This is a genomic window from Streptomyces sp. NPDC001401, assembly GCF_042895385.1.
Taxonomy (GTDB): Bacteria; Actinomycetota; Actinomycetes; order Streptomycetales; family Streptomycetaceae; genus Streptomyces.
In genome coordinates, this window is record NZ_JBIAWI010000002.1 from 254,869 (window position 1) to 272,443 (window position 17,575).

The 17,575-nt window shown below is 70.6% G+C and carries 19 protein-coding genes; 6 read left to right on the plus strand and 13 right to left on the minus strand.

What is annotated here, in order from left to right:
• Positions 1 to 71: 71 nt before the first annotated feature.
• Entirely contained in the window at positions 72 to 1,493 is a 1,422-nt protein-coding gene (locus ACFY10_RS08850; protein WP_390664358.1) for an MFS transporter, read from the plus strand.
• Between the two features lie 119 nt (positions 1,494 to 1,612).
• Here the strand turns inward: ACFY10_RS08850 and ACFY10_RS08855 are convergent, their stop codons facing one another.
• A complete protein-coding gene (locus ACFY10_RS08855) occupies positions 1,613 to 2,275 on the minus strand; it encodes an alpha/beta hydrolase family protein (RefSeq protein ID WP_390664359.1) in 663 nt (220 codons plus the stop codon).
• Positions 2,276 to 2,514: 239 nt separating this feature from the next.
• Positions 2,515 to 3,396, minus strand: coding sequence for a helix-turn-helix transcriptional regulator (locus tag ACFY10_RS08860; RefSeq protein ID WP_390664360.1), 882 nt, complete (start codon positions 3,394 to 3,396; stop codon positions 2,515 to 2,517).
• Positions 3,397 to 3,593: 197 nt separating this feature from the next.
• On the opposite strand from ACFY10_RS08860, the gene ACFY10_RS08865 reads away from it, so the two are divergent.
• The 3 genes from ACFY10_RS08865 (at position 3,594) to ACFY10_RS08875 (ending at position 5,608) form a co-directional block, all read left to right on the plus strand.
• The gene (locus ACFY10_RS08865; protein ID WP_390664361.1) at positions 3,594 to 4,259 is read left to right on the plus strand and encodes an SDR family NAD(P)-dependent oxidoreductase; all 666 of its coding nucleotides are present in this window, start codon (positions 3,594 to 3,596) and stop codon (positions 4,257 to 4,259) included.
• A 203-nt stretch (positions 4,260 to 4,462) separates the two neighbouring features.
• Positions 4,463 to 4,810 (plus strand): cyclophilin-like fold protein, encoded by a 348-nt coding sequence (locus ACFY10_RS08870; protein WP_390664362.1) that lies wholly within the window; start codon positions 4,463 to 4,465, stop codon positions 4,808 to 4,810.
• A gap of 30 nt (positions 4,811 to 4,840) precedes the next feature.
• Complete coding sequence (locus tag ACFY10_RS08875) at positions 4,841 to 5,608, plus strand: SDR family NAD(P)-dependent oxidoreductase (protein WP_390664363.1); 768 nt, start codon at positions 4,841 to 4,843, stop codon at positions 5,606 to 5,608.
• 56 nt (positions 5,609 to 5,664) lie between these two features.
• On the opposite strand, the gene ACFY10_RS08880 is transcribed toward ACFY10_RS08875, so the two are convergent.
• From ACFY10_RS08880 to ACFY10_RS08930, 11 genes are all read right to left on the minus strand, one after another.
• Positions 5,665 to 6,006: a carboxylesterase family protein gene (locus tag ACFY10_RS08880; RefSeq protein ID WP_390664364.1), complete on the minus strand. Its 342-nt coding sequence runs from the start codon at positions 6,004 to 6,006 to the stop codon at positions 5,665 to 5,667.
• A 235-nt stretch (positions 6,007 to 6,241) separates the two neighbouring features.
• A complete protein-coding gene (locus tag ACFY10_RS08885) occupies positions 6,242 to 6,424 on the minus strand; it encodes a hypothetical protein (protein ID WP_390664365.1) in 183 nt (60 codons plus the stop codon).
• A gap of 397 nt (positions 6,425 to 6,821) precedes the next feature.
• A complete protein-coding gene (locus tag ACFY10_RS08890) occupies positions 6,822 to 7,655 on the minus strand; it encodes a PIG-L family deacetylase (protein ID WP_390664366.1) in 834 nt (277 codons plus the stop codon).
• Positions 7,656 to 8,351: 696 nt separating this feature from the next.
• Entirely contained in the window at positions 8,352 to 10,541 is a 2,190-nt protein-coding gene (katG, locus tag ACFY10_RS08895) for a catalase/peroxidase HPI (RefSeq protein WP_390664367.1), read from the minus strand.
• Between the two features lie 23 nt (positions 10,542 to 10,564).
• The gene (locus ACFY10_RS08900; RefSeq protein ID WP_390664368.1) at positions 10,565 to 11,002 is read right to left on the minus strand and encodes a Fur family transcriptional regulator; all 438 of its coding nucleotides are present in this window, start codon (positions 11,000 to 11,002) and stop codon (positions 10,565 to 10,567) included.
• Positions 11,003 to 11,180: 178 nt separating this feature from the next.
• Complete coding sequence (locus tag ACFY10_RS08905; protein ID WP_390664369.1) at positions 11,181 to 11,879, minus strand: plastocyanin/azurin family copper-binding protein; 699 nt, start codon at positions 11,877 to 11,879, stop codon at positions 11,181 to 11,183.
• Positions 11,867 to 12,382 carry a hypothetical protein gene (locus ACFY10_RS08910; RefSeq protein WP_390664370.1) on the minus strand — a complete coding sequence of 172 codons (516 nt, stop codon included), beginning with the start codon at positions 12,380 to 12,382 and terminating at the stop codon, positions 11,867 to 11,869. The genes ACFY10_RS08905 and ACFY10_RS08910 overlap by 13 nt, the downstream gene beginning before the upstream one ends.
• Positions 12,383 to 12,487: 105 nt before the next feature.
• The gene (locus ACFY10_RS08915) at positions 12,488 to 13,504 is read right to left on the minus strand and encodes a plastocyanin/azurin family copper-binding protein (protein WP_390664371.1); all 1,017 of its coding nucleotides are present in this window, start codon (positions 13,502 to 13,504) and stop codon (positions 12,488 to 12,490) included.
• A gap of 60 nt (positions 13,505 to 13,564) precedes the next feature.
• Entirely contained in the window at positions 13,565 to 14,887 is a 1,323-nt protein-coding gene (locus tag ACFY10_RS08920; protein ID WP_390664372.1) for a copper resistance protein CopC, read from the minus strand.
• The gene (locus tag ACFY10_RS08925; protein ID WP_390664373.1) at positions 14,884 to 15,507 is read right to left on the minus strand and encodes a hypothetical protein; all 624 of its coding nucleotides are present in this window, start codon (positions 15,505 to 15,507) and stop codon (positions 14,884 to 14,886) included. The genes ACFY10_RS08920 and ACFY10_RS08925 overlap by 4 nt, the downstream gene beginning before the upstream one ends.
• A 243-nt stretch (positions 15,508 to 15,750) precedes the next feature.
• The gene (locus ACFY10_RS08930; protein WP_390664374.1) at positions 15,751 to 16,404 is read right to left on the minus strand and encodes a helix-turn-helix transcriptional regulator; all 654 of its coding nucleotides are present in this window, start codon (positions 16,402 to 16,404) and stop codon (positions 15,751 to 15,753) included.
• Between the two features lie 91 nt (positions 16,405 to 16,495).
• On the opposite strand from ACFY10_RS08930, the gene ACFY10_RS08935 reads away from it, so the two are divergent.
• Both ACFY10_RS08935 and ACFY10_RS08940 read left to right on the plus strand, forming a co-directional pair.
• A complete protein-coding gene (locus tag ACFY10_RS08935) occupies positions 16,496 to 17,032 on the plus strand; it encodes a DUF2231 domain-containing protein (RefSeq protein ID WP_390664375.1) in 537 nt (178 codons plus the stop codon).
• Between the two features lie 21 nt (positions 17,033 to 17,053).
• Complete coding sequence (locus ACFY10_RS08940; RefSeq protein WP_390664376.1) at positions 17,054 to 17,473, plus strand: hypothetical protein; 420 nt, start codon at positions 17,054 to 17,056, stop codon at positions 17,471 to 17,473.
• The last annotated feature ends 102 nt before the right edge of the window (positions 17,474 to 17,575 follow it).

Genomic DNA, 17,575 nt, shown 5'->3' on the forward strand with positions numbered 1-17,575 from the left:
AGAACCGGTTTCCTCAGCGCCGAGGCGTCCGACCTGCCTGCTCATCCGCCAGGAAAGAGATCCCCCTCCCCATGTCCCTGACCCAGTCCCGCCCCGGGACGCTGCCCTCGGCCGTCCCCGAACCGCGCTGGACCGCCCGCCTCTGGGCCGTCCTCGCCGTGCTGTGCCTCGTGCTGTTCCTCGACGGCCTCGACGTCTCCATGGTCGGCGTCGCCCTGCCCTCCATCGGCCACGACCTCGGCATGACCACCGGCTCCCTGCAGTGGATCATCAACGGCTACGTCCTCGGCTACGGCGGCCTGATGCTGCTCGGCGGCCGCACCGCCGACCTGCTCGGACGCCGCCGGGTGTTCCTCGTCGCGCTGGCCGTCTTCGCCGCCGCCTCGCTGCTCGGCGGGCTGGTCGACAGCGGCTCGCTGCTGATCGCCACCCGCTTCGTCAAGGGCGTGGCCGCCGCCTTCACCGCGCCCGCCGGCCTGTCGATCCTCACCACGACGTTCCCGGAGGGCCCGCAGCGCAACCGGGCGCTGTCGGTCTTCAGCCTCTTCGGTGCCCTGGGCTACTCCTCGGGCCTGATCCTGGGCGGTCTGCTCACCGGGATCGGCTGGCGGTGGACCTTCCTCATGCCGGTCCCGCTCGCCCTGCTCGCACTGGTCGTCGGCCTGATCCTGATCCCGCGCGACCGCCGCACCGAGACCGGCGGCCAGGACCCGGCCGGGGCGGTCACCCTCACCGCGGGCATGCTGCTCGCTGTCTACGCAGTGGTCACTGCCCCCGAGACGGGCTGGACCTCCGCGGCGACGCTCGCCGCCTTCGGCGTCGCCGCCCTGCTGCTGCTCGCTTTCGTCCTGATCGAGCAGCGAGTCCGGCACCCGCTGGTCCGCTTCGGCATCCTGCGCAAGGCCACCACGGTCCGGGCCAACCTCAGCATCGTCGCGCTGATGGGCTCCTACCTCAGCTTCCAGTTCATGATGACGCTGTTCCTGCAGGACGGGCTCGGCTGGTCGCCCCTGCGCATGGCCTTCGCGCTGCTGCCGGTCGGCCTGATCGTCGCCGTCGGCTCGCCCCTCACCGGACGGCTCGTCAACCGCTTCGGCACGGCACCGCTGATCATCGCCTCGATGACCTCGCTGACCCTCGGCTACGTCTGGTTCCTGGCGACGGCCGGCTCCTCACCTGACTACGTCACCGCCATGCTCCCGTCCCTGCTGTTCCTCGGCGGCGGCTTCGCGTTCGGCTACAGCGCCATCATGGCCCAGGCCACCGAAGGCATCGACGACTCCGAACAGGGCCTCGCCTCCGGCCTGGTGCAGACCTCGGGTCAGGTCGGCGCCGCCCTCGTCCTCGCCGTTCTCACGGCCGTGATCGCCCAAGCCGGCGACAGCGGCGCCGACTTCACCGTCTACCGCCCCGGCCTCAACCTGGTGACGGGCGTCGCCGCGATCGGGCTGCTCCTGAACCTGGTGCCCGTACTGCGTCTGCGGCGGCGCTGAGCCCCGACAGACGGAAAGCCGACCCGGGGCCAGCCCCGGGTCGGCTTTCCGTGATCGGCGCTTACGCCAGGTTCTTGGCGAAGAACTCCTCCATGTCCCTGCCTCTCCTGCGTTGTTCGTCAGCGGATGTGGGAGTCGAACCAGTCGACAGCGACCTCGGGGTGCTCGCTGAAGTAGTTGTAGCCGTCGAAGCGGCGGGTGCTGCCGTGGATCCAGTGCATCTGCTTGTCCTCGACGGGGATGGCGTCGTGGACGGCCTGCACGGCTTCGGGGGTGGTCATGACGTCGTCGTGCTCCTGCGCCACCAGCGTGGGCACGGTGATGGCGGAGGCGTACTTGGCAGGCGACTGCTCTGCCAGATGGAAGCCGGTGCGCTCCAGCACGGCCTGGTCGAGCCGGTCGTAACCGCCTTTGAAGCCGAGGGCCTTGGAGAACTGTTCGCCGATGGAACGGCCCTCCAGCGGCTGGAGCATGACCAGTGCCTGGATCTCGGCGAACTCCTCGGGGTGCTTGGCCCAGGCCACTGCGGTGGAGTTGGCGCCCAGGCACACCGACAGCAGGGCCTTCTTCATGTTCTTGGTGTCGGGGCGTGCTGCGGCGTAGCGGAGGGCTCCGATGACGTCGCGGTACTCGGTGAGGCCGATCGTGCGGTGCCCCGGGTCCTGGAAGGCCCGGGCGGCCGCGGTGAAGCGGGACTGGGTGACGTGGATGACGATGCGGTCGATGGTGTAGTCGTCGGGTCGGTCGGCGTAGCGGTAGTTGGCGGCGACGCGGCGATCCACTGGGCGGAGGGCTGGTCGACCGTTCCGTCCCGGAGCGCGCCACGCTGTCCCGGGCCGTCGTCGCCGACGCCGGCCGCCGCGCTGCCGAGGCCGACGACGAGCGCGGCGCCCGCACCGAACAGCAGGGTCCCGCGGTTCGTGGTGGAGCGGGACCGCTCACGCCCGGACGGCGGCAGTTGGCCGTTGGGTATGTCGTTCATGGTGCGGTGCCTGCTCGGCGAATAGGGGCCCGACCGTCGTCAGGCGAGAGGAGGAGAGGCCGGCAGGTTCTGGTCGGCGGCCCAGGAGGCGAGGATGCGCAGTCGCTCGTGGGTGGGCGAGCCGGGTGCGGCCGTCCAGACGGTGAGGTGCTGGTCGGGGTCGGTGTTGGCGGTCAGGGTGTCCCAGTCCAGGACGAGTTCGCCGACCACCGGGTGGTTGAGGGTCTTCGTGCCCACCGTGCGGGCCGCGACCCGGTGGTCGCCCCACCACTGGGCGAACTGCTTGTCGCGCAGGGACAGTTCACCGACCAGCTCGATCAGACGGGGGTCCTCGGGATACTGCGCGGCTTCCATCCGCAGCTGGGCCACGGCGAGCCGCGCGGAGGTCTCCCAGTCGGCGTACAGGGTGCGCATGGCCGGGTCCGTGAAGATGATCCGCGGGTAGTTGCGGTGCTTCTCCGGGACCCGGGAGAAGTCGGTGACCAGCGCGGCCGCCAGCGCGTTCCAGGCCAGGATGTCCCCGCGCCGCCCCTGCACGATGGCCGGAGTGGCGGTGAGATCGTCCAGCACGCGCTGCAACTGCGGCTGGACCTTCTGCCGCCCCCGGCTGCGGGTGCGTGTGGTGATCTTGCCGGCGAGCTGGAAGAGATAGCCGCGTTCGTCGTCGTCGAGATGGAGCACCCGGGTGAGCGTGTCCAGCACGGGCGCGGACGCCTGGATACGGCCCTGTTCGAGACGCGTGTAGTAGTCAGTGCTGATGCTGGCGAGCTGGGCGACCTCTTCGCGGCGCAGCCCGGCGACTCGGCGCGGGCCGCCGTTGTCGGGCAGGCCTACAGTGCGCGGGCTCAGCTCTGCGCGGCGCTTCTTGAGGAATTCTCCCAGCTCGTTGAGGGGAACATTGCCGGTCATGCCGGTCAGCATGACACCGAACGCACCTGAGGAAGGAGGGAGAGTTTTCACCCAGGATGTGTCCCTCCCCGGATGTCTTTCTCCGCTTTTCGCTCTTGCCTCGGCGTGTGAGGCTCGACATAGAGCAGCCTGCGCGGCGATCCCGAGCGCCGTGCCGGCAAGGTCCTCCCCAAGCCTGAGCGAAGCCCCTCCACCCACAAGGACTCATCATGACGACCTTCGCCCTCGTCGGCGCCGGCCCCGGCCTCGGGCTCGCCACCGCACGCCGCTTCGGATCCGCCGGACACACCGTCGCCCTCATCTCCCGCAGCGCCGAGAAGCTGGAGGGGCTGACCGCCGAACTGGCCCGCGACGGCATCCAGGCGCGGGGCTTCACCGCCGACGTCCTCGACATCGAGTCACTGGACGCGGCCCTGTACGCGGCGGCAGCCGCCCTGGGCCCCATCGAGATCCTGCAGTACAGCCCCGTGCCCCGCGCCGACTTCATGAAGCCCGTCCTCGAGGCGACTGCCGACGACCTCGACGCGCCCCTCGCCTTCTCCGTCAAGGGCCCGGTCACCGCGGTGAACGCCGTCCTGCCCGGCATGCGCCAACTCGGCCGCGGCACCCTGCTGTTCGTCAACGGCGGCAGCGCCGTACGCCCCCACCCGGACCGGGCCGGCACCTCGATCGCCTTTGCGGCCGAGAGCGCCTACGCCCGCATGCTGTACGACGCCCTCGCCCCGGAGAACATCCACACCGCCCAGCTGATCATCCCGGGCGCTATCCGGCCCGACGCCGGACACAGCAGCCCTGACGTGCTGGCCCGCCGCCTGTACGACATCCACCTCAAGCGCGACGGCTTCCGCCACTACGCCGAGCCCCTGCCCGACTGACGCCCCCGGAGGGTGCCGTGAGCCCGACCACGCGTTCCAGCCTTGCCCGTGCCGCCCCGACCGTCTTACTGCTTGCAGTGACCGCCTGTACCGACGAGGCGCCCCCGTCCCCGTCTTCTCCGTCCTTGCCCTCCGCCTCCGCGTCACAGCGAACGCCGACGGCCACGGCACCAGCCTCACCGTCCGATGACAAGGGCACCGCCATGAACATCCGGGTCACCATCGAGGGCCACCGGGTCGACGCCACCCTGAACGACAGCGCCACGGCCCGCGACTTCGCCGCCCTGCTCCCGCTCACGCTGAACCTGAGCGACTTCCACGAGACGGAGAAGATCGCCGACCTGCCCCGTCGGCTGTCCACCTCCGGCGCCCCGGACGCCGCCGAAGCCAAGCCCGGCGACCTGGCGTACTACGCCCCCTGGGGCAACTTGGCCCTCTTCTACCGGGGCAGCGGCTCCAGCGACGCCGGCCTGATCATCCTCGGCAGCGTGCACGGCGACACCGAACGCCTCGCCACCGCCACCAAGGTCACCATCGAAGCCGCCTCCTGACTCGGCCCGCTCTCAACGGGAGAAAGACACTTGAACCCCGTCTTCGACTTCACCGGCCAGGTTGCCCTCGTCACCGGCGCCGGCTCGGGCATGGGCCTGGCGACCGCCCGCGCCTTCGCCGAATCCGGGGCCGCCGTCGCCCTCACCGACATCGACGAAGCCGCCCTGAACTCAGCCGTCAAGGAACTCACCGACTCCGGCCACCGAGCACTCGCCCTCACCTGCGACGTCAGCGACGAGGACCAGGTGGCGGCTGCGGTCGACCGCACCGTCGAGACCTTCGGCCGTCTCGACATGGCCTACAACAACGCCGGCATCCAGATCCCGCCCAGCGACGCCGCCGACGAACCCGCCGAGCGGTTCGACCTCGTCAACTCCATCAACCTCCGCGGCGTGTGGGCCTGCATGAAACACGAGCTGCGGCACATGCGCGCCCAGGGCAGCGGCGCCATCGTCAACTGCTCCTCACTCGGCGGCCTGGTCGGCCTCCCCGGCCGTGCCTCCTACCATGCCTCCAAGCACGGCGTGATCGGCCTGACCACCAGCGCGGCCCTGGAGTACGCCCCGCGCGGCATCCGTATCAACGCCGTCTGCCCCGGCACCATCGACACCCCGATGGTCAGCGACATGATCGCCAAGGGGGAGCTGGACCGCGCCGAGGCCGAGGCCAACCAGCCCATCAACCGCCTCGGTACGGCCGAGGAGATCGCCCAGGCGGTCCTGTGGCTGTGCAGTCCGGGAGCCGGTTTCGTGGTAGGCGTCGCCCTCCCCGTCGACGGCGGCTACGTCGCCCGATAACGGCGTTGGAGCCGCTGTCACACAACGGACAGCGGCTCCAACGCCAGCATCAGACATCAGCAGACGGCGAAGGGATCGACCCCGTCCCACGCCTCGCGCCGCGCGTCGGCGAGCCGGTCACGCACCAGGCGTGGCTCCACGTCGAGCGACAGGCACGCCCGGTCGCGAGGGGTGAAGGCCGGCCAGTCCGGCAGTGCCCGGGGCGCAGGCGTTCCGTGCTGGGCGAACGCGGCGAAGGAGTCCACCATCTTCGCGGACAGGGCCTTGGCAGTGGGGAGGTCGGCGGGTGCGGCCCCGGTGAAGTCGCCCTGGCCCCAGTTGCCGAAGGTGAACTGGACGTCGCTGCTGTGCGTGGCCCGCAGGGCCCGGCCTGCGCGTAGTCGAAGGTGTACTGCCACACCCGGGCGCCGGCCCGGTGGGCGTACTCGGCCAGCCACACTGAGGGCATGACGACGAACCAGCCGCTGAGCACGTCGTTGAGGGTCGTGCGTCCGGGCGGGCGGTGTCGCCGTAGACCTTCAGGAGCCGGTCCCAGGCGCGCTCGCCCGTCGCCTGCCGGGCGAGGGGTCTCGAAACGGCGGGAGAAGACTGGCGAGCCCATGAACGGCTCGGCCTCCATGGCACAGGTGCCGATCAGCAGGTCGACTGTGCCGGCCACCGCCCCAGCGGATGCTGCGGCAGCACCTGCCCGTCGATGACGTGGCCGTACGGCTCCAGCAGCTGAGGGTCGTTCGCGGCCTGCACCGAGGCGTCGAGCAGTTCCGCGGTCGACACAGACGTCAGGCGCAAGGCGTCCGTGATCCCGAGGGATCGCATGACCGCATCCCGGGTCGCGGAGGCGAACTCGGTGGTGTGACAGGGGCGCGGGCCGCTCGGCCTGCGTTGAGCTCCTCAAACGTCGGGGTCCTCATCAGCCTTCTTCACCTCCACGAAGATCTGCACCATGCGCAGGGGGATCTCCACCGCCGAGCCCGGAAGAGGAAGAACCGTCCCAGGCAGTCAGGAGCCGACAGGTGTGCCACCTGTGCGGTTGTCGGGTGTTTCGGGGACCAGCGCGGTGTCGGGTCGGAAGTGCGGGCGCGCGGCGACGCCGTCGGCGAGAGCCTGCACGCGGGCCGCCGGAGCGAACCCGCGTGGACAAGCCTCCGGATGTGTGACCTGCTCGATCGCGCCGTGCGGTCGATGCGCTTTCCCGGCCGGTCGGGCGGGCGGATCAGCGCAGTCCGGCGAAGAGATCGTTCTCGGGTAGGGCCGCGCCGGTGGCGTCCTGGACGCGTACGAAGGTCTCCATGCCCATCAACTCGCCGAACCTCTCCTTGCCCATCTTGAGGAAGAAGATGTTCTCGCCCTGGCTGGCGTGCGCGGCCAGCGCGTCGAACTTCTGACCGCTGAACGCGGTGGCGTCCACCCACGTGGTGATCTCGTCGTCGGGAAGGCCGATCTTGGCCATCGCGGCGGCCTCGGCGGGATCCGGCTCCGGCATGTCCGGATGAAACTCGCGCATGATCTCCCCGAACCGCTGCATCATCGAGCGGGGCATCGTGGTCCAGTACACCTTCGGTGTCAGCGCGGTCATCTCCAGCGCCGCCATCGTGATGCGGTGGGCCTGGATGTGGTCGGGGTGGCCGTAGAAGCCGTTCTCGTCGTAGGTGACGACCACATCAGGTCGGTAGTGCCGCATGAGTTCCGCGAGGCGGGCCGCGCCTTCCTGTACGGGGGTCTGCCAGAAGGATCCGGGGGCGTCGTTGCTCGGCCAGCCCATCATCCCGGAGTCGGCATAGTCCAGCATCTCCAGATCGCTGATCTTCAGGACGTCACGGCTCGCCTCGAGTTCCTGACGGCGCATCAAGGCGACCGCCGCCGGATCGTGCCCGGGATCGCCCGGCTTGACACCCCCCGGTCCGTCACCGCAGCCGCCGTCGGTACACGTCACGAGAACCGTACGGATGCCTTCCGCCGCATACCGCGCCAGGACCCCTCCGGTTCCGGTGGCCTCGTCGTCGGGGTGGGCGTGTACCGCCATAAGCGTCAAGGGCCGGTCAGTCACGAAACACTCCTCCTGCAGAATTACGTCTTGGTCCAAGTAGCGCGGCGGGCGTACCGCGATCCTGGGGCCCGGATCCTGGTGGAGCGCACGACCTTGCGGTCTCCGTGTTCCCCGCCCGTGCGGCGCCGGTCCCTCGGTCCATGCAACCGTGTCGGCCGGGCCGGCTGTTCCCGGTGTGGCCGCCCGGTCTTCCAGGCGTCGGCGTTTCAACGCGAACGAGGCACAGGCGCGACCTGCATGTCTCAGCACCGTCGTCGGGAAAGCCGCCAACCGGATGGCGATCGCCGCGCCCTGCTCAGGGGTCTGAGTACCGCTGAACCCGTGTCGACCTCCACTCGCTCGCCAGTCCGCGCGCGTGGGCCGGAGTCTCCGCGTAACGTCGCGCGCGACTGCCGGGCAGCGAGGGCGCACCCTCCCCAGGGAGAGTGCGCCCCTGCCGGTGCGACGGCTCGTGCTGGGGCCAGGTCAGCCGGCACCCGACCATTCCTGGAGATCGAGGCGGACAGCGATGGCGAACGCCTTCGGCTTCGGCGGCCAGAACCGCGTCGTGGTACTCACCGCCCCCGACCCGCTCTGACGATCCGGCGTCTGGTGACACCGGCGGGCGTCCGCTCGGCTCAACTCGTGGTTCTCCCGAACGCAGACGTCCGGGCCGGCCCGTGTGGGCCGGCCCGGACGTCGTGAGCGGACTCAGCCTCAGACGAGGTCGATCCGGTCCAGGTTCGAGACCTTGACCCACGCCGCGACGAAGTCGTTCACGAACTTCTCCTTCGCGTCGTCGCTCGCGTAGACCTCGGCGAGCGCGCGGAGCTCGGAGTTCGAGCCGAAGACGAGGTCGGCACGGGTGCCGGTCCACTTGACCTCGCCGGTCGCGTCGTCACGGCACTCGAAGACGGTCTGGTCCTCGGAGACCGGCGACCAGGTGTGGCCCAGGTCGAGCAGGTTGACGAAGAAGTCGTTCGTCAGCTTGCCCGGGGTGTCGGTGAAGACGCCGTACGCCGTCTGCTGGTAGTTGGCACCGAGGACGCGCAGGCCGCCGACGAGGACGGTCAGCTCGGGGGCGCTCAGGCCCAGCAGGTTCGCCTTGTCGAGCAGCAGGTACTCGGCCGGCAGGCGGTTGCCCTTGCCCTGGTAGTTGCGGAAGCCGTCGGCGGCGGGCTCCAGCGCGGCGAAGGACTCCGCGTCGGTGTGCTCCTCCGTGGCGTCCACACGACCCGGGGCGAACGGCACCGTCACGTCGTGACCGGCGTCCTTGGCGGCCTTCTCCACGCCGGCCGCGCCACCGAGGACGATCAGGTCGGCCAGGGAGACCTTCTTGGCGCCGGTGTTGAACTCCGCCTGGATGCCCTCCAGTACGCGGAGGACCTGGGCCAGCTCGTCGGGCTCGTTGACGTCCCAGCCGGCCTGCGGCTGCAGACGGATCCGGGCGCCGTTGGCACCGCCGCGCTTGTCGCTGGTGCGGTACGTCGAGGCCGACGCCCACGCGGTGGAGACCAGCTGGGAGACCGTGAGGCCCGAGTCGAGCAGCTTGGCCTTCAGGGCCGCGACATCGGCGGCGTCGATGGTCTCGCCCTCGGCCGCCGGCAGCGGGTCCTGCCACAGCAGGGTCTCGGCGGGGACCTCCGAGCCGAGGTACAGCGCCTTCGGACCCATGTCACGGTGGGTCAGCTTGTACCAGGCGCGGGCGAAGGCGTCCGCGAACTCCTCCGGGTTCTCGTAGAAGCGGCGCGAGATCTGCTCGTAGACCGGGTCGAACTTCAGCGACAGGTCGGTGGTGAGCATCGTCGGGAGCTTCGTCTTCGACGCGTCGTGCGCGTCGGGGATGATCGCCTCGGCGTTCTTCGCCACCCACTGGTTCGCACCGGCCGGGCTCTGGGTGAGCTCGTACTCGTACTCGAAGAGGTTCTTGAAGAAGCCGTTGCTCCACTGGGTGGGCGTGGCCGTCCAGGTGACCTCGAGGCCGGACGTGATCGCGTCGCCGCCCTTGCCGGAGCCGTAGGTGGACGCCCAGCCGAGACCCTGGGCCTCGATCGGGGCGGCCTCGGGGTCGGCGCCGACGTTCTCGGCCGGGCCCGCGCCGTGGGTCTTGCCGAAGGTGTGGCCACCGGCGATGAGGGCGACGGTCTCCTCGTCGTTCATCGCCATGCGGCGGAAGGTCTCGCGGATGTCGCGGGCCGCGGCGATCGGGTCCGGGTTGCCGTTCGGGCCCTCCGGGTTGACGTAGATCAGGCCCATCTGGACCGCGCCGAGCGGGTTCTCCAGCTCACGGTCGCCGGTGTAGCGCTGGTCGTCGAGCCAGACCTTCTCGGGACCCCAGTAGACGTCCTCCTCCGACTCCCAGACGTCCTCGCGGCCGCCGCCGAAGCCGAAGGTCTTGAAGCCCATGGACTCAAGGGCGACGTTGCCGGCGAGGATCATGAGGTCGGCCCAGGACAGGCTCTTGCCGTACTTCTTCTTGACCGGCCACAGCAGACGGCGGGCCTTGTCCAGGTTGCCGTTGTCCGGCCAGCTGTTCAGCGGGGCGAAGCGCTGCTGACCGGCGCCGGCGCCGCCGCGGCCGTCGCTGATGCGGTAGGTGCCCGCGCTGTGCCAGGCCATACGGATCATGAACGGGCCGTAGTGACCGAAGTCGGCCGGCCACCAGTCCTTGGAGTCCGTCAGCACCTCGGCGATGTCCTGTTTCACGGCCGGGAGGTCGAGGGTCTGGAACGCCTCGGCGTAGTCGAACTCCTCACCGAGCGGGTTGGCCACGGCAGGGTTCTTGGCAAGGATCTTCAGGTTGAGCCGCTCCGGCCACCACTGGCGGTTTCCACCGCCCTGGGTCGGGTGCAGAGCGCGATCGTGCGCCACCGGGCACTTCGCTTCAGCGGCGTTGTTCTCAGACATGGGAATCCTTCCGGGGTTGGTGCTCAGGCCGTGCGAGCGGTGGAACAGTCGGGGCACAGGCCCCAGTAGATGACCTCGGCCTCGTCGATCGCGAAGCCTCGGTCGTCCGAAGCGGTGAGACAGGGGGCATGACCGACCGCGCAGTCGACGTCGAAGACGGCACCGCACGACCGGCACACGAGGTGGTGGTGGTTGTCCCCGACCCTGCCCTCGAACCGGGCCGGGCTGCCCGGCGGCTCGATGCGGCGTACGAGTCCGGCCGTGGTGAGCGCGTGCAGCGCCTCGTACACGGCTTGCAGGGATATGTGGCCCACACGCTCACGCACGCCCGAGGCGATGGCCTCGACCCCGAGGTGGTCACCCTCGCGGACGGTCTCGAGCAGCGCGACACGGGCGGCCGTCACCCGCAGGCCGGCACCGCGGAGCTCCTCGGCGGTGGTCGGAGTCTGGGGTGAAGTCATGGCGCCAACCTACAGCCATAAACACGAATGATTCAAGAAAACGAACGAGACAGGTTTGGTGGCCAGCGTATGACTCCCCGGGGATCCCCGCAGCTCAAGGGCTCGCCACAACGGCCTGCGGCAGCGCACGCCAGGTGTGGCGCGGCTGCCGCAGGCCGTTGCGGGGCGGGTCGTGAGGTCAGCTCGGGCTCGGGTCGTCCTTTCCGGTCGCGGCGGCCGATCGGGAGCCGACCAGCAGCAGGCACAGGACCGCGACGCCTGCGACGACGCCGGTCAGGAGCAGCAGCGGCTGCAGGGGGCGGGTCGCGGAGGCGGCGTTCTGGGTGCCGAGGGCGGGCTGGGCCGCCGGGGCGGTGGGCGACGGGGCTTGCGATGCCGGGGCCGCGGCGGCGGCCGACTTCGTGGTGTGCGCGCTGTGGTCCATGGTCATGGCGGGCGTGGACGCCGCGGTGGACCGTTCGGTGGGTACTGCGGCGGGTGCCGAGGTGTGGTGCTCGTGGACCGGCGCCCGGGTGGTCGGGGCCGCGGCGGGCTCGACCACGAGCTGCGCCGTCATGCCCGGGTGCACCGTGCAGACGTAGCCGTACGTCCCCGCGGTGGTGAAGGTGTGGCTCCAGCTGCCGCCCTTGTTCAGCATCGGGGAGTGGACTGACGCGGGGCCGGACGTGGTCTTCACGTCGTGGGGTGCCTGGTCCCGGTTGGTCCAGGTGACCGTGTCCCCGGCCGTGATGGTGAGGGAGCGGGGGCTGAACGCGTAACCGGACATGAGGACTTGGTGCGTGCCGGCGGCCTGTGCCGGGGAGGCCGGCAGGACGGTGACGGGCGCGGCCACGAGGAACGCGGCGAGCAGGGTGCGCGGGACGATCAGGCGGCGCATGTGAACTCCGCGGCTACGAGCAGCCGGACACGGGCTGCGGGGCGGGTGCGGGGCAGGGTGAGGCCGGTCCTGCGGTGCAGGGGCCGGTACGGCAGCCGGACGGTGCCGAGGACCAGGAGCCGGTCGGCGGTGCGCTCGACGACGCGGAAGCCGAAGGTGGCCTCGGCGGGCTCGCCGGCCAGGGCGAGTTCGCCGGGAACGTGCAGCCGTGTGGCCCCGTCCGTGGGCGTGAGGCTCGTGCTGACGAAGGTGAGCACCCTGCCGCCGAGCGGCCGGCCGGCCAGCTCCAGGCTCAGTACGCAGTCGTCGGAATCGGGTGCCACGGTGAGGGTCGCGTCCAGGGCGGTGAGACGGCGGCGCAGTGTGGTCAACGGGCCGAATCGTGCGGTCAGTTCGACGATGCAGCGGTCCGGAGCGGCGCCGTAGGTGCCGGGGTCGGGCAGCCAGTCGGGGCCCGGGAGGGGCTGCGGCAGGGGAGCAGTGGGAAGAGTCTCGGTGGTCATCTCGGCACCTCGGTGGGCGAGCGGAGTGACGGGCGGGGAGAATGGGGGTGCGGCGGGCCGGCCGACTGCGACTCGGCCGGCCCGCCGCGTCCTGCCCGGGGGAGATCAGCAGGAGTTGGTGATGTAGTTCTCGGTCGGGGCGAGCAGGTGCTCGGCCCAGACGGTGTGCATCTTCACGTAGGCGTCGGGGTTGAGAAGGTCCGAGACCTGCTGGCCCAGCGACTCCTCCAGGTGCGCCTTGTCGATGTGCTGCAGCAGCACGCTGAGGGTGTCGTCGGAGACGCTGCCGGCGCCGTTGACGGCGGGCGTGAGGATCGACTCGATCCACACGGTGTGCATCTTGATGTAGTCGTCGAGCTTGAGCGCGTCCTGGACCTGCTGGCCCGGGGACTGCTCCAGGTGCGCCTTGTTGATGTGCTGCAGGATCGGCAGCAGCACCTGCTGGGCGCTGACGCACTGCTCGCCGCCGCCCCCGCCGCTCGTACCGCCGGAGCTGCTGCCCCCGCTGGTCGAACCGCCCGTGGAGCCACCGGTGGACCCGCCGGTCGAGCCACCCGTGCTGCCGCCCGTCGAGCCGCCCGACGAACCGCCGGTGGAGCCACCCGTGCTGCCGCCGGTGGATCCGCCGGAGGAGCCCGAGCCGTCGGCGACCACGGTGATCGAGGCCGTCATGTCCGGGTGGACCGCGCAGTAGTAGTCGTACGTACCGGCCTTGGTGAAGGTGTACGACCAGCTGTCGCCCTTCTGCAGCGTGCCGGAGTCGAACTTGGCCGGGCCGCTGGTGGTGGTGACGGTGTGCGGAGCGGAGTCCTCGTTGACCCACTTCACGGTGTCGCCGACCTTCACGGTCAGCTTCGGCTGGGCGAACTTGTAGTCCTTGATCTCTATGGTGTAGTCGGCCGCCGCGGCCTTCGTGGACGTGTGGTCCATGCCTGCCATCGACTGGGCCTCGGCCGCCGGCGTGGCGGTCTGCGGGGCCGCGGCCCCGGCCGATGCCTGCAGCAGGCCGAGACCGGCGACGGCAGCGATACCCGCGCCCAGACCGGTGGCGAGCAGCACCCGGTTGCCCACCCGGGAACGCCGGTGGTGCGACGGGGGTGCGGTGGTTTCCTCTGTGTGCATGGTGGTGCGTCTCCCTTGTGAGGTTCCCTTTTTTGAGGGGAGGGGTGGGACAGGCGCCGGTCAGCGGCCGGGAGCGGACGTGACCAGCAGACTCGTCGCGGCGAGCACGACGAGGACGAGCCCCGTCTCCGCCGCGACCGAGTGGACGAAGGGCCGTACCGTGGCGCGGTCGCCGCGCAGCAGGACGGCGATGTCGAGCCGGGTCTTCACCCAGCCGCGGCTGCGCTGCGCGATCAGCAACACCAGGGTCAGTACGGCGAGTTTGAGCAGCAGCAGTCGCCCGTAACCGGTGTCGACCAGGGCTCCGAAGGAGCCGACCACCTGCCAGGTCAACACCACCCCGGCCGCCACGATCGCCGCGACCGCCACCCCGGCAAGCCGGGAGTAGCCGGACACCACGGCCGACAGCTCCTCGGGCCGGCGCCGGGGCAGCACCCCGAACAGCAGCAGCGTCAGACCGCCGAGCCAGAGCGACACGCCGAGGAGGTGCACGACATCGGCCACCGCGCCCCAACCGGGGTGCGTGCCCTCGGAGTTGTGCCCGGTCATGCTCGTCGTCCGCAGCAGCCCGAGGGCCACCGCCAGAGCGCCGACGCGCCAGCCCGGCGAGCGGGCCGCCCGGTCCCCGCCCTGCAGGACGGCGGCCAGGACGATGGCGGCGAGCACCCACATCAGCACCCGGCAGGCGGCGACGATGCCGACCTCGCTGCTCAACAGGCCGGTGTAGGTGGGGAGTCGGAACACGTCGCCCAGGGTGCCCATCGCCCCGTACGCGCCCTGGAGTCCCGGCGCAAGCAGGCTCGCCGCGAGACCGGCGGTCCAGGAGAGGGTGAGGAGACGGCGGGTACGGGGGTCCCCGGCGCCCTGCGGCCAGAGCAGCGCGACGAAGGCCAGACCGCCCACGTACAGGGCGAGGGCGAGGTAGCCGGCCCAGCGGACGGCGGCCCAGGCCTCTCGCACCGTCCCGTTCGGTTCCGGTGCCGCCGTCGGCGTCGTGGTGTCGGACGTGGCCTTCGCGGTGAGGCGGAAGGAGAGCGTCCCGGAGGTGGGATGCCCGTCCTCCATGTCAAGGACCTGCCAAACCAGGGCCAGGCGGTCCCGGCCTGCGGCGGTCCTGGGGACGGTGACCTGGACGGCATCGTTGCCATGGCCGCTGCGGGACACCTTCACCTGCTTGCCCGCGACCGCGATGTGGACGTCGTCGAGCTCGACCGGCTCGCTGAAGGTGAGCCGTACGGTGGCCGGGGTGTGTGTGAGCCGGGTGCCGTTCTGCGGGGAGGAGGACTCCAGCTCCGTGTGGGCCGACGCCGGGGGCGCGGCGAGCAGCAGGGCCGAGAGGGCGGTCAGGACGGTGATGAGCAGGGACGGTGCGCGGCGCCTCACGGGAGCACCTCCGGCAGCACCGGGGGCGAGGCCGCCACGCCGACGCAGAGCGAGGAGAGGGTGTCGGTCGAGGGGGAGGCGGAGGGTGACGGGGGCGGGGACGCCGGGGTGAGCAGGCTGCCCAGCAGGCCGGTGGCCGGAGCGACGACCCCGTTCAACAGCGGCTGGACGAGGCGGACTTCGCCTTCGTCGCAGCTGTCGGAAGAGGTGGGGGAGGGGGTCGGTGTGGGGGAGGGCGAGGGGCCGGCGGATCCGTTTCCTTGTCCGCCGCCTTCGCCGGTCGAGCCGTGGTCGTGACCGCTCTCGCCGCCTGTGGGAGACGAGCCGTCGGCCGCGGGAATTCCGGTCCCGCCACCTCCCGCCCAGTAACCGCCCGTCGATCCGGACCCTGCGACATCCCCGGAGGTGTCGGGCGGGCCGGTCTCGGAGCGGGCCGTGGGTTCGTGTGACGTGGACGGGGCTTCGGAGGCCGGCGGGGACGCGGTGTCGATGGTCGTCGGTGCGGATGCGCCGATGCCCGAGGCGTATCCGAGTACGACGACCACGGCTGCGACGAGCGCGCCCGCGACGATCTCGTCACGATGGTCTCCTGGCCAGGATGCCCTGGCGAAGAAGGACATGGTCCCTCCTGACGCTGTGCGTGAACGGCGGTGACCAGGAGTGCACAGCTGTGACGATTCCCGTCCGCTACGCGTCCGTTAATCGGTCGTTTCGTTGCCTCATTTCCGACCGGGGGGTGACTGTGAGAACGGACCTCCCCGCCCCAATGCGTGCATTGCTTTCAGTGAAGAAAGCGAGGGGAGCGTGAATTCGAACGCGCAGGGCATTTCTTTCTTCACTGAATCGCCCTGAATGCATATGCCTTACGGCTCGGTGTGCAACTCGACGCAGCAGATGCCCGGCTGCGGGGTCAGTACGGCCGTGGTCTCGGGATGGCCGGAGGCCGCGAGACAGCCGCCCAGGAAGGCGTGGTTCATGCCGCAGATCAGATCCGGTGCCTGTGCGGCGACCGGATGGAAGGGGCAGTTGTGCAGCACCGTGCGGCCGGCTCCTGCGGCAGCGGGTTCGAATCCGAGCGATTCCAGAGTGGCCATGATGTCGCCGGAGCGGGCCTCGTTGCCGAGAGCCTCGCCCCTTTCCCGGGCCACGCGCAAAGCCGCCTCCTGTGCGTTTTCCCCCGGCTTCTGTGCCGTCAGCGCCTCGGTCAGGAGCGAGGCCAGCAATTCGTGGCGGCGCGGGGGGAGGCTCAGGGAGAGGGTGTGCGGGGTGGGCTCGTACACCTTCGGTGCGCGGCCGACCCGGCGCGGGGCGTGGCCGCCGTGCCGGGACTGGAGCAGGCCCGATGCCACCAGCTTGTCGAGGTGGAAGGCCGCGAGCTTGCGGGAGATCCCGACCGCCGCCGAGGCCTCCTCCCGGGTCACCGGCCGCCGGGCCCGCCGCACGAAGTCGAGCAGCCGCCGCCGTGACTCGTCGCCGAGAACGGCGAGGGCGGTCATGGGGTCGGAGCCGGACGTCACAGACTCACCGTAACTCCGACCCGGAGGCTTGACCCCCGCTCGAATAAGACCAACACTTGTTGGTGAAATACCTCTCAGGCGAGGTGCCCCCATGACCGTCGACAGTGCTCTACGTCAGGCGAAGCAGCCGGTCAGCGGTGCGCTGGCGGGGCCGTACGGGCATCCGTTCCATCCGATCCTGGTCACCGTGCCGATCGGGGCCTGGGTGTGCAGCCTGGTCTTCGACATCGCCTCCAAGATCGTCGACCGGCCGGGCTTCCTGACCCACGGCTCGGCCTGGCTGATCGCGATCGGTGTGCTCGGCGCCCTCGTCGCGGCCTGCGTCGGTTTCCTCGATCTGTTCGCCATCCCCACCGGGACACCGGCATTCCGTACGGCACTGGTGCACATGGCGCTGAATCTCACCGTGACCGCGGCGTACGCGGCCGGTTTCGCCTGGCGGCAGGGCGGCGGCTACGCGGGAGGGCAGAGCGTCGGCAACGGGCAGCTGACGCTCTCCGCCGCCGCCCTGGCCGCCCTGGGTGTCTCCGGATACCTCGGCGGCAGGCTCGCCTACCGCTACGGCGTCCGCGTGGCCGCAGAGTCCGTGCAGGCGGAGGGCTACCGCAGTACTCGTACGACGCCCTGACCGGAGCAACCGGAGGCGGACATGGACATCGCCGCTCTCGTCGCCTGGATCGTCACCGCCCTCGGCGGATCCGTCCTCCTCGCCCGCTGGATCTCCGGCGGTGGCCTGCGCCAGGAGCAGACCGGGACCACACGCTTCCCGGCGCCGGTCGTCTTCGGGCACTTCTTGCTGGCGGCCGTCGGCCTGGTGGTCTGGATCGTCTATCTCGCCGCCGACAAGGACGCCCTGGCCTGGACGGCCTTCGGCGTGCTCGTCGCCGTCGCCCTGCTCGGATTCACCCTGCTCGCCCGCTGGATCCCCGTCTACCGCACGGCCCCCGCCGGGCCCGAGGCGACACCCGCCGAACGGCATCTGCCCGTGCCGGTCGTCGCCGCCCACGGCCTCCTCGGCGCCACCACCCTGGTCCTGGTGCTGCTGGCGGCCGCCGGAGTCGGCAGCTGATCTCTCATGCCCCGATCCGCCTCCCGGAGGACCTCTCACATGGCGCCTCCCATCCCTGTGCGCCGGGCGTAACTCCTGATGACCGGCTCAGGAGACACCGGT